Genomic DNA, 12003 nt, shown 5'->3' on the forward strand with positions numbered 1-12003 from the left:
CGCCCGCCCTTCTCGCACTGAACGCCCTTCGCGCACTGACCGGACCCACCGACCTCGAGGAACGATGAGCGACGACACCACCGAGTTCCAGCGGCCCCCGGCCGAGGTCAGGTTCGCGGCCGAACTCGACCGGCTCCGCGAGGACGACACCGGACCCCGCCCGCCCGGCTGGGCGCTGAGCCTGACGGCCGCGCGCCGCTTCATCGTCGGGGACGACGCACTCGGCGTCCGCCGGAAGTTCGTCGGAGACGCGGCCCTCATCGACCGGGCCCTCGTCACCCTCGCGACCAGCCGCGGGCTGATGCTCGTCGGGGAGCCCGGAACGGCGAAGTCGCTGCTGTCGGAGCTGATCGCGGCGGCGGTCAGCGGGACGTCCACGCTGACGATCCAGGGCGGCGCGGCCACCACCGAGGACCAGATCACGTACTCGTGGAACTACGCGCTGCTCGTCGCGGAGGGGCCGTCCACGCGGTCGCTGGTGCCGGCGCCGCTGCTCACCGGGATGGCCGAGGGCAGGACCGTCCGGTTCGAGGAGATCACCCGCTGCCCGCTGGAGGTGCAGGACTCGCTGCTGTCCCCGCTCTCCGACCGTGTCCTCGCCGTTCCCGAACTGTCCGGGCCGGACGCGATGGTGTTCGCGCGGGACGGGTTCAACGTCATCGCCACGGCGAACACCCGCGACCGGGGCGTCAACGAGATGAGCGCCGCGCTCAAGCGGCGGTTCAACTTCGAGACCGTGTTCCCGATCGCCGACTTCGGCACCGAGCTCGACCTGGTCGAGCGGGAGGCCGGGCGGCTGCTGGAGCACAGCGGCGTCGAGGCACCGCCGCGCCGGGACGTCCTCGAAGTGCTGGTCACCACGTTCCGGGAGCTGCGCGACGCCACCACCGAGGACGGCCGGACGCTGGACCGGCTGTCGGCGGTGATGAGCACGGCCGAGGCCGTGTCGGTCGCGCACCAGATCGGGGTGCGGGGCTGGTTCCTGCGCGGCGAGCCGGGCGGCGCCGCCGACATCGTCGAGTGCCTCGCCGGGACGGCCGCCAAGGACAGCCCCGACGACCTGGCCCGGCTGCGCCGCTACCTGGAGCAGGAGGCGGCCCGGCGCGGCGGCGAGCAGTGGCGGGCGCTGCACGCCGCCCGGCACCTGCTGCCCGGCTGATGGCCGTCACGTTCCTCGGGGTCCGGCACCACAGCCCGGCGTGCGCGCTGCTCGTCCGGGACACGATCCGGCGGCTGAGGCCCGCGTACGTCCTGGTGGAGGGGCCCGCGGACTTCGGCACGCGGATGGACGAGCTGCTGCTCGGCCACGCCCCGCCCATCGCGATCTTCAGCTACTACCGGGACGCCGAACGCGTGCACGCCTCCTGGTCGTCGTTCTGCGGGTACTCGCCGGAATGGGTCGCTCTCAATGAGGGACGCGAGGCGGGCGCCGAGCTGCGGTTCATCGACCTGCCCGCGTGGCATCCCGCGTTCGCCGGCCGCGGCAACCGGTACGCCGACGCCGAACGCCGCTACGGCGAGGTCGCCGAGCGGCTGTGCCGGGAGTTCGCCGTCGACAACACCGACGTCCTCTGGGACCACCTCTTCGAGATCGACCCGGACGGCGCCGGGGAGCGGCTCGACGCGTACTTCGCGCTGCTGCGGGGCGAGGCGGAGGCCGGGGAGGACGACAAGGCCCGCGAGTCCTACATGGCGGAGTGGGTGCGCGCCGCCGGGGCCGACGCCGGTGACCGTCCCGTCGTGGTGGTCACCGGAGGATTCCACAAGCCCGCCCTGGAAACGCTCGCCGCGTCGGGCGGCACGGACTGGCCCGACGTGCCGCGGCCGCCGGAGGGCTCGACCGGCGGCGGCTTCCTCGTCCCGTACTCGTTCAAGCGCCTGGACGCGTTCACCGGCTACCAGTCGGGCATGCCGTCGCCCGAGTACTACCAGCGGCTCTGGGAGGGCGGCCCCGACGCGGCGGCCGGCGCGCTCGTCGAGGCCGTCGTGACGCGGCTGCGCGAGCGGAAGCAGGTCGTGTCGACCGCCGACCTGGTCGCCGCCCGCACCCTCACCGAGGGCCTCACCCGGCTGCGCGGCCACCGCGCCCCCGCCCGCACCGACCTGCTGGACGGCCTCGTGTCCGCGCTGGTGAACGACGACCTCGACCAGAGGCTGCCGTGGACGTCGCGGGGCGCCCTCGCCCCGGGCGCCCACCCGGCCGTCGTGGAGATGGTCGCCGCGCTGAGCGGTGACCGCGTCGGGCGCCTGCACCCCGCCACGCCCGCGCCGCCGCTCGTCCACGACGCGGCCGCCGAACTCCAGCGGCTGGGCCTCGACCGGGACGGTCCGGTCGTCCTCAAGCTGACGGCGCCGCGCGACCTGGAACGCAGCCGCGCCCTGCACCGGCTGCGCGTCCTGCGGATCCCCGGCGCCGTCCGCGACGCGGGACCCGCGACGGGCGCCGACCCGGTGCTGGAGGAACGCTGGACCCTGGAGGCCTCCGACCCCCGCGGGCGCCGCCACTCCGCGCTCATCGAGGCCGGCGCCTACGGGCCGACGCTCGCGGAGGCGGCCGCCGCCGTCCTGGACGAGCGCGTGAACGACGCCGGCGCCGACATGCGGCGGCTCGCGGACGTGCTGTTCGACGCGGCGCTGTGCGGCTGCGCCGACCGGTCCGACCGCATCGCGGGGGCGATCGCCGCCGGGATCGCGGGTTCGTCCGACATCGCCGCGCTCGGCGTCGCGCTCGGCGCCGTCCTCGGGCTGTGGCGGCACGACCGCGTCCTCGGGACGGCCCGGAGCCCGCTGTTCGGGACGGTCGTCGAGGAGTGCGCCGCCCGGATCCTGTGGCTGGCCGAAGGAATCCGCGGCGGGCCCGCGCCCGCCGACCGCGACCGCCTGCACGCCCTGGCCGCGACCCGCGACGCGCTCCTGCACGCCGCCGGGACGCTCCACCTGGACCGGGACGCGGCGCTCGGCGTCGCCCGCCGCGTCGCCGCCCGGCGCGACGTCCCGCCCGACCTGCGCGGCGCCGCGTTCGGGCTCGGCCGGGCGCTCGGCGACACCGCCGACCCGGCCCGCGCGGTGCGCGGCGCGGCCGGACCGAAGACGTTCGGCGACTGGCTCGCCGGGCTGTTCGCGCTGGCCCGGCAGGAAGTGCTCGACCCGGACGGCGCCGTCCTCGGCGTCCTCGACGAGCTGATCGGCGACCTGGACGACGAAGGCTTCCTCGTGGCGCTGCCCGCGCTGCGGCAGGCGTTCGAGTTCTTCCCGCCGCGCGAGCGCGAGGCGATCGCCGAGGGCCTGCTGGAACGCCGCGGCCTGCGCGGCTCGGCCCGCGCGCTGCTCCGCGCACCGGCCGCGCCGCTCCTCGTGGCCGAGGCACGCGCCCTGGAGGCCCGCGTCGACCGGGCCCTCGCCGCCGCCGGTCTGCTGGAGCCAGGCGAAGCGGGCCCGGGTGCGCGGGGGGCGTCCCCCCGCGAGGACGAGAAGGAGAATCGTGATCCCGCCTGATCTGGAACGCTGGCGGCTCGTCCTCGGCGCCCCCGCGGAGTCGTGCACCGGGGCGCTCGGCGGCGAGGGCGCCGAACGGGACGCCGCCCTCGACTGGCTCTACGGCCGCGACGCCGACCTCGGTCGGCGCGGCGTCCGGCGCGGCTCCGGCGCGAGCGGCGGGCGCGAGCCAGGGCGCGACCGCACCGGCGGCGACGAGCCGTCGCGGCTCACCACGGTCGACTGGATCGACGCGGTGCACCGGCTCTTCCCCAAGGAGACGATCGAGCGGCTCGAACGCGACGCCGTCGAGCGGTACGAGATCCACGACATCGTCACCGACCCGGCCGTCCTGGAACGCATCGAGCCCGACGCGACGCTGCTGCGCGCCGTCCTGCGCACCAAGCACCTGATGGACCCCGAGGTCCTCGCGCTCGCCCGCCGGATCGTGGAGGCCGTCGTCCGGCAGTTGATGGAGCGGCTCGCGACCGAGGTCCGCCAGGCGTTCCACGGCACCCGGTCGCGGCGCCCGAGCCGCATCGAGAACTCCCGCAACTTCGACTTCCACGGGACGATCCGCGCGAACCTCGCGCACTACCGGCCGGACGAGCGCCGCCTCTACATTGAGAAGCCCCGGTTCGTGTCCCGGACGAGACGGCATGTCGAGCAGTGGCAGATGATCCTGCTCGTCGACCAGTCCGGATCCATGGCCGGGTCCGTGATCCACTCCGCGGTCACCGCGGCGTGCCTGTGGGGGCTGCCCGGCCTCAAGACGCACCTGGTCGCGTTCGACACCGCCGTGGTCGACCTCACCTCCGACGTCACCGACCCGGTCGAGCTGCTGATGAAGGTGCAACTCGGCGGCGGCACCGACATCGCGCGGGCCGTCGCCTACGGCGCAGGGCTGGTGGAGAACCCGCGCCGGGCGATCGTCGCCGTCGTCACCGACTTCTACGAGGGCGGGGACCGGGCCCGGCTCGTCCGGGAGGTCCGCGGGCTCGTCCAGCAGGGGACGCACGTGCTCGGGCTGGCCGCGCTCTACGAGGAGGCGGACCCCGACTACGACCGCGAGACCGCGCAGTACCTAGCCGACGAGGGCGCCCACATCGGCGCCATGACGCCCGGGCTGCTCGCCGGGTTCGTCGCCGAACGGATCGCCGGATGACCCGCCCCGCGACCCGCACGGACCTGCTCTCCCTCACCCCGGACGCCCTGGCCGCCCTCGCCAACCGCGGGCTCGTCAAGCGCGCGACGAAGGACCTCGACGCGGGCGGCGGCCCCGAGATCACGCTCTCCCTGGATGGCGGCGTCCACGGCGCCTTCCCGGACGGCACCGCGACGTCCCTGCCCGCCGGGGCCGGGCTGGAGGCCGCGACCTGCTCCTGCGCCGCGACCGGGACCTGCCGCCACCGCGTCTGCCTCGTGCTCGCCTACCAGCGGACGGCCGCCGCCGAACCGGAGGCGGATGCGTCCGGTGCGGCGCCCGGTGCGGCGCCCGGTGCGGCGGCCTGGTCGCCGGGAGCGTTCGACGACGACGCGCTCGCCCGCGTCCTCGGGCAGCGCGCCCTCACCGCCGCCCGCCGCACCTTCCGCGCCGGCTACACCGCCACGCTGCGGCGTCCCACCGCCTCTGGCCGGCGCGGGCATGACTCGGTGACCCAGGCGGAGCTGGCGACCTGCACCGTCCGGTTCCTCGTGCCGGACGAACTCGGCTACGTCCACACCGACGCCGTCGCGGCGGCGCGCGGCGAGATGACCGTGCTCGCCGTGTGGGCGTTCCGCGCCGCCGACGAACGCGGCCTCACCGGCGAGGAGATCCGCCTCGACGTGGGCGGCACGCCGGGGGAGCGCCGCGACGCCGGTTACGCGCTGCTCGACGCCGCCCTGGACCTCGCCGGCCAGGTCCTGCTGGAGGGCGCCGTGAACGCGGGGCCCGTGCTCGCCACCGCGCTCGGGCGCACCGCCGCCGATCTGGCCGGGCGCGGCATGCACTGGCCCGCCGCCGCGCTGGACGACCTGGCCGCCCAGCTCGCCGCCTACCGCGAGCGTCACGCCGACCACGACCCCGCGCGCATCGCGGAACTCCTCGCCGAGATCCACGCCCGGCACCGCGCCGCCGGCGGGCCGGACCGCTCCCAGGCGCTCGGCACCGACGAGCGGGCGGAGACGCGGCTGCGCCGCGTCCGCCTCACCGCCCTCGGCTGCCGCGTCGCCGGCACCCCCGGGAACCGCACCGTCGACGTCTACCTCGCGCACGCCGGCATCGTGCTCGTCCTGAAACGCGGCTGGGACGTCCCGGACGGGGCCCGCCTCACCGGCGCCGACCTCGCCGGACGCAGGATCCTCGGCGCGCCGCTGCGGTCCCTCGCCGCCGCGAACATCGTCTCCGAGAGCGCCGCCCGCAGCGCCGGGAGGATCGTCCGCGTCGCCGCCGGCCGGATCGCGAAGACCACGGTGACGCCGCTCGGCGACGCCTGGGCGAGCCTTCCCGCGGGGCTCCTCGTGCGCGACCTCGCGGCGGAGGCGCGCGCGCTGGACGCCCTGCCGCCCCGTCTCGTCCGGCCCCGGGTGGCGGCCGAGTCCGTCCGCGCCGTCGAGATCGCCGAGGTCCGCGACATCGGCTACCACCCCGGCGCCCAGCGCCTGGAGGCCGTGATCGCGGACGCGGCGGGCACTACCGCCGTCGTCTCCGCCGACTACAGCCCGCACCGCCCCGCCGCGCTCGACGCCCTCGCCGAAGGGCTCGCCGCGGGCCCCCGGCTGCTCACCGGGGCCGTCCGCAAGGGCCGCGGCGGACTCGTCATCGACCCGTTCGCCGTCATGACCGGCGATGGCGTCGTCGTCCCCGACCTGACCCCGGGCGACGGGACCGCCGCGCTGGAGTCCCCGCCTCCGGCCGTCCACGACCCGCTCGGCCACGTCCTGGCCGAGGCGCTCGCGGCCTGCGCCGACGCGGCCCACCGCGGCCTCCTGCACGCCCCGCCGGGCCGGCGGGAACGGATCGTCCGCGCCGGAAAGGACCTGGAACGCGCCGGCCTCCGCACCGCCGCCGGGACCGTCGCGGCCCTCGCCGCCGCCCTCGCCGCCGACGACCCGCACCGCATGGTCCGCACCTGGGCCGCCGCCTGCATCCGCCTGCTGACGACCGCCGAACTCCGCTGACGAACGCGCGCCTTCCCCCGCGGTGGCTCCGCCGGGTCAGGCGCGGCAGGTGAGGGGCCGGCCGCCGTTGTAGGTGACCATGTCGCTCATGGCGGCGACCAGGTCGATCCCGGCGCCCGGTTGGAGGCCGTCCAGCTCCGCGTAGGCGCGGTGCAGGTTGCCGACGAGGCGCTCGGGATCCGTCAGCTCCGCGTACGGGCCGAGATCGGCCTCGCGCGCGGCCTCCAGCGGCGTCAGGCCGGCCGGTTTCGCCTCGGCGGCCGTCGCCTGCAAGAACCGCGCGTAGCCGAGGACGCGGCCGATGAGCTCCGGGCCGCCGACCGGACCGTGCCCCGGGACGATCGTCTCCGCGTCCAGCGGCGCGATGACCTCCTCCAGCACCTTGACGGCCCCGGCCACCGAGCCCTGCATGAGGAAGGGGGTGCCGCCGTTGAAGAGGAGGTCGCCGCAGAACAGGACGCGGCGGTCAGGGATCCAGACGATGGAGTCGTTGGTGGTGTGCGCGGGCGTCCCGACGTGCCGGACCTCGCAGCGCAGGTCGTCCACCCACAGCGTCACGCCCTCGGTGTAGGTGAGGAACGGCGGCTCGACCTCGATGCCGCCCCAGTCCACCTTCGTCCAGAACGGCTCGTCGAACGGCTCGCCCCAGGCGAGCGCGCCCTCCCGCGTCCCCTCGTGGCCGACGACGGTCGCGCCCGCGAACAGGTAGTTCCCGAACGTGTGGTCGCCGTGGTGGTGGGTGTTGACCAGCGTCCGGACGGGCCGGTCCGTCACCGACCGGATCGACGCCAGGTACGCGCGGGTGCGGCGCTCGGTCGAGCACGCGTCGACGCTGACCACCCCGCGCGTCCCGGCGAGGAATCCGGTGTTGTTGATCCACCAGGTGCCGTCCGGCTGGACGTAGGCGAAGATCCCGTCCGACACCTCTTCCAGGTGCGGGCTTCCGGGGCCGTCGAGGCCGGGTGCGTCGCTCATGGGACCGGCAGTCTAGTTCCGGTCAGTACTCCGGCAGCGTGGTCAGCACCTGCGGGCGTGGCGAGGACTTGCGCGCCGACGGCTCCTGCGTGCGGGCCGAGCGCAGCACCTCCCCGGCGCCGAGCACGGCCGCGTCGCCGTTGTCGTCGCCGAGCCGCGCCTCCAGCCCGGTCCGGTCGCGGATCAGCCGGTCCAGGCCGGGCAACTGGGCGCACCCGCCGGTGAGCGTGATGCCGACGCTCAGCAGGTCGCCGGAGATCTCCGGGGAGCAGCCGATGAGGCCGGCGCCGATCGCCTCCACGATCTCCGCCACCGGCCCGCTGATCGCGCGGGCGACGTCCTGCGTGGTGAGGACGATCTCGCGCGGCATCCCGGTCGCGATGTCGCGGCCGGTCACGACGGTCTGCTTCATCGGCCGCCGGCCGAGCGGCGGCACCGCGCCGACCGCCAGCTTCGCGGCCTCGGCGGACGACCGCGACAGCGCCACGTTGTGCTCGCGCCGGACCAGCGTGACGATCGCCTTGTCCAGCGACGACCCGCCGGTGTGTGCGGTGTGCGAGGTGACGAGGCCGCCGAACGCGATGACGCCGACGTCGGTGACGTCCGCGCCGATGCAGGCGATGACGGCGATCTCGGGCCGCGTGGACGAGGTCATCCCCATGCCGATGGCCGCGGCGATCGGCGTCGGCACGAGCGTGAGCCGCCGCGCGCCCGCCTGGTAGGCGGAGAACTGCAGGGCCCGGTAGTGGACGGACGTCATCCCGCTCGGCACGGTGACGACGAGCCGGGGGCGGGCGGTGTAGTGGCGCCGGTGGTGGCGGCGGACCAGATGCCGCATCAGGTACTCGGCCTCGTCGGTCTCCGTCGGTGCGCCCTCCCGGATCGGCCGGACGAGCGTGACGTCGGGGTTGCGTCCGGCCATCTCCCGCGCGGGCAGGCCCAGCGCGAGGATGTGACCGGTCTCCCGGGACCTGGCGAGCACGGACGGCTCGCGGCACACGACGCCGTGGTCCCGCACGTGCATCCGCACGGTGTCGCTGCCCAGGTCGATAGCGGTGTCACGGCCCGCGAAATCCCACATCGCGTCCCTCCCAATCGCCCCGAAAGTCGCAAGAGTCTTGTTGATGCCCTTGCGCTTCGGCGCGATGCCCACGGCCGGGTAAGCGAATCGCAACGTCATCGCGAACGAAGATCCGGCATGTCGGGAACGCGGACCGCCGCACCGAGCCCGCCCGGCCGGCAGTACCCGGCGCGCACCAAGAGATCATTTGGGGACGGTGTCAGACGAGGGGGTGGGCGAGGAGGTTGGATGAGGGGGCGGGGGAGGGGGTCAGGCGAGGCGGTGTTCACGCGGGGCGGTGCCCGACGAGGACGTCCGGGCAGACGAACGCCGTCCCGGCGCCGGACTTCGGCGCCGGGACGGCGGAACGGGGCTTACGGAGCGACGTACTCGGCCCACGGGCGGTTCCACGGACGGAATGGGCGTTGCTGGTGGGCTGGGGCCATGGCCCGCGGCCTCGGATCGGGCTTCGTGTTCGACGGTGTGTCGCTTCGCGGTGTCTGGGCCGCGGAATCGTCCGGCGCCGGTGCGGGGCCGCCGGGTGGCGCGGCCTGTTTCGCCGGGGTGTGTCCGGGGGCGGTCATCGGGGGATTGTCATGCGTTTTAGGCAATGTGTCGGAAGGCGGCGGAATTTGGGGGGTCCGCTCCTTATCTGGCGGCTTCTGATCCGCTCTCTTCTGCGTGCTCATCCGGTCGATCTTCTCGACGAGCTCCCGCACCGAAGGCGACCATTCGTGGTAGGCGGGCGCGCCCGGCCGTACCGCGCCGGCGAACTGCCCCCTCCGCGCCTCGGAGATCCTGTCGATGCGGACCCGCGCGCCCGAGTGCGGCGCGTGCAGGAACCGCCCGTGCCCGACGTAGAGGCCGACGTGGCTGCGGCCGTGGAAGAAGATGAGGTCGCCGGGTTTGAGATTCCGGTACCTCACCTTCCGGTCGACGCCGCGGTACTGGGCGTAGGTGACGCGCGGAATCCTCACGCCGGCCCTGCGCCACGACGCCATCGCGAGACCGGAGCAGTCGTAGCCGCTCGGCCCGTCGGCGCCCCACCGGTAGGGCTTGCCGATCTGCTTGCGGGCGAACCTGAGCGCCTTTCTCGCCTTCCTGCGCTGCGTCGCCTCACGCGTCCGGTACTTGTCGAACGCCTTCACCTTCTCCAGCGTGGCGGTGTCCAGATGCAGGCTCTGCAGCACCGATGGGCTGATCGCCGCCCGGGAGGGCGCGCTCAGCGGAACCGTCAGCGAGAGCCCCGTCGCCGTCGCGATGACGGTCGCCCGGAGCATTCCCTGTTTTCGGCCGTCCGCGCGGGTGCGGCCGGTATGGCCGTCGAATGCTCCGTTTCCGGCCCCGTCATCGTGCGAGTGGCGTTCGATGGACATTCCCGTTCTCTCCGTTCCCCCATTATCGGGTCGTCCTCCACAGGTGATCATCATCCTGCCGAGAGTCCGGATACCCGTTGATCGCCGCGGAATTGAGAGAATCGGCCGATTTTACGTGATCATGGTTTGGAATTGGAGGCTTGCTTCGGTGTCTTTGATCAAGCCGTCAGATGAGCCAGCGAGGTGAGGGGCACGGGCAGCCAGGCCGGCCGGTTCCGCGCCTCATAGCGCACCTCGTAAACGGCCTTCTCGAATTCGAACGCGTGCATCAGCACCGAATGCGCGGCCGGATCGGCGCCGCCGGCCGCCGCGTAACCGCGGCAGAACGCCGCCCTGTTCCGCGCCGCCCAGGAGTGCGCCCGCGTCTCCAGGCGCGGTCCCGACTCGGTCGGCACCGTGCCGGCCTTGGTGATGAGGAACCGCGCCGCGTACTCGAAGGAGCGCAGCATCCCGGCGACGTCCCGCAGCGGGTGCGCGAAGGCGCGGCGCTCGCTCTGCGTCCGGGCCGGCTCGCCTTCGAAGTCCAGCAGCGTCCAGCCGTACTCGGTGCGCAGCACCTGCCCGAGGTGGTAGTCGCCGTGCACGCGCTGGACCGGCATCGGCTCCGCCCGCGCGGCCAGGTCGAGGTACGCCGCGGTGAGCGCCTTCGCGTGCGGCGCGAGGCCGGGCACGGCCCTGCAGGTGGCGGTCAGCTCGGTGTTCATCCGGGCCGCGATGGCCCGCACCTCCGCCGCGGGGACGAGCGTCACGCCGAACGCGTCGGCGAGCGCCCGGTGCACCTGCGCGGTGGCGGCGCCGAGCCGCTCGGCCTCGGCCGCGAAGTCGCCGCCGGCTGCGCTCGCGTCCAACTCCGCCCACTCGTCGCCGTACGGCAGCGGGTACGCGAACCAGTCGCGGACGCTCGCGATCGCCAGGCTCCAGCCGTCCGCCCCGGTGTGCAGGTAGTCCGACAGGAGCCCGAGCGTGACCGGTTCCGCGCCGGGTTCGCCCGGTTCCAGCTCGATCCAGCCGTGCACGGCCGGGACGTGCGTGCAGCCGCCGTGGGTCAGCGCGAGGTTCACCTCCAGGTCGAGGTTGACGCCGTCGCTGAGCCGCCGGAACAGCTTGCAGATGTAGGCGTCGCCGAACAGCAGCGAGGTGTTGCTCTGCTCGGCAGTGATGGGCAGGCTCGCGAGGTCGGTCCGGATGCGGGCGCCGGCCACGTGCCGGAACCGCAGCGGGCCGATGGACGCCTCGTCAGCCATGGCGTCCAGCAGCGTCCGGGTCAGGTCCGGGTCGTGGGCTGCGTCGTACAGGCGCGGCCTCGCGCCGCCCGAGTCACGGCCGATCTCCACGTGCCGGAGCCGGTCGGGCAGGTACCGGCGGACGCCGAGGAGCAGCTGGTAGCGGTCGGTGAGGCCGTTCTGGCGGACGTCGAGGACGAGGTGGTGCAGGGCGGGGTCGCCGGAGCGCAGTTCGGTGGCGGTGCCGATGGACAGCTCGTCGATGGGGCCGTCCTTGCCGCCGAACCACCGCTGGCTCGGCAGCCACTCCGCGAGGTCTCGGGTCAGGTCCGATCCGGGTGGCAGCACGGTCAGACGGTCCTTCCCGCGCCCACGATCCGGTCGGCGTCGGCGTCGTCCGGTGGGAGCAGCTGGAACCAGAAGAAGCCGTGCCCGGGAAGGGTCAGCAGGTACGGGAGCTCGCCGATCGCCGGGAACTGGACGCCGCCCATGCACTCGACGGGGGAGTAGCCCTCGAAGCGGCGCAGGTCGAGTTCCACCGGCTGCGGGAAGCGCGACAGGTTGCTGACGCACAGGATCGCGTCCATCTCGTCCCACGGGGCCTCGTCCTCGTTGATCTCGCGGGTGAAGGCGAGGACGGAGGGGTTGGAGGCGGAGAGTTCGACGTAGGAGCCGACGCCGAAGACGGGGTGGCGTTGGCGGATCTCGATCATTTTGCGGGTCCAGTGCAGGA

At 74.3% G+C, this 12003-nt stretch carries 9 protein-coding genes; 4 read left to right on the forward strand and 5 right to left on the reverse strand.

The genetic code is table 11. The annotated features are described in order from the left end of the window. Positions 1–64: 64 nt before the first annotated feature. From SM418_RS32310 to SM418_RS32325, 4 genes are read left to right on the forward strand one after another with little or no spacing between them, the layout of a single operon-like run. The gene (locus SM418_RS32310) at positions 65–1159 is read left to right on the forward strand and encodes an ATP-binding protein (protein ID WP_371945091.1); all 1095 of its coding nucleotides are present in this window, start codon (positions 65–67) and stop codon (positions 1157–1159) included. Next, positions 1159–3495, forward strand: a complete 2337-nt coding sequence (locus tag SM418_RS32315; protein ID WP_371945090.1) for a DUF5682 family protein — start codon at positions 1159–1161, stop codon at positions 3493–3495. The genes SM418_RS32310 and SM418_RS32315 overlap by 1 nt, the downstream gene beginning before the upstream one ends. Continuing rightward, on the forward strand, positions 3482–4639 hold the full coding sequence (locus tag SM418_RS32320; protein WP_371945089.1) for a VWA domain-containing protein: 1158 nt from the start codon (positions 3482–3484) through the stop codon (positions 4637–4639). The genes SM418_RS32315 and SM418_RS32320 overlap by 14 nt, the downstream gene beginning before the upstream one ends. Continuing rightward, a complete protein-coding gene (locus tag SM418_RS32325) occupies positions 4636–6636 on the forward strand; it encodes a YehQ family protein (protein WP_371945088.1) in 2001 nt (666 codons plus the stop codon). Before SM418_RS32320 ends, SM418_RS32325 begins: the two co-directional genes overlap by 4 nt. 36 nt (positions 6637–6672) lie before the next feature. Here the strand turns inward: SM418_RS32325 and SM418_RS32330 are convergent, their stop codons facing one another. The 5 genes from SM418_RS32330 to SM418_RS32350 all read right to left on the reverse strand — a co-directional run. Beyond that, positions 6673–7611, reverse strand: a complete 939-nt coding sequence (locus tag SM418_RS32330; protein WP_371945087.1) for an MBL fold metallo-hydrolase — start codon at positions 7609–7611, stop codon at positions 6673–6675. A 22-nt stretch (positions 7612–7633) separates the two neighbouring features. Continuing rightward, positions 7634–8791: a rod shape-determining protein gene (locus SM418_RS32335; RefSeq protein ID WP_371945086.1), complete on the reverse strand. Its 1158-nt coding sequence runs from the start codon at positions 8789–8791 to the stop codon at positions 7634–7636. A 254-nt stretch (positions 8792–9045) separates the two neighbouring features. Then, positions 9046–10047, reverse strand: coding sequence for a C40 family peptidase (locus SM418_RS32340; protein ID WP_371945085.1), 1002 nt, complete (start codon positions 10045–10047; stop codon positions 9046–9048). Positions 10048–10205: 158 nt separating this feature from the next. After that, the gene (locus SM418_RS32345) at positions 10206–11618 is read right to left on the reverse strand and encodes a maltokinase N-terminal cap-like domain-containing protein (RefSeq protein WP_371945084.1); all 1413 of its coding nucleotides are present in this window, start codon (positions 11616–11618) and stop codon (positions 10206–10208) included. Between the two features lie 2 nt (positions 11619–11620). Then, positions 11621–12003, reverse strand: a 383-nt coding sequence (locus SM418_RS32350) for an alpha-glucosidase C-terminal domain-containing protein (protein ID WP_371945083.1), incomplete at its 5' end; no start/stop codon positions are given.

It is taken from the genome of Actinomadura chokoriensis, assembly GCF_041463665.1.
GTDB lineage: Bacteria > Actinomycetota > Actinomycetes > Streptosporangiales > Streptosporangiaceae > Spirillospora > Spirillospora chokoriensis_A.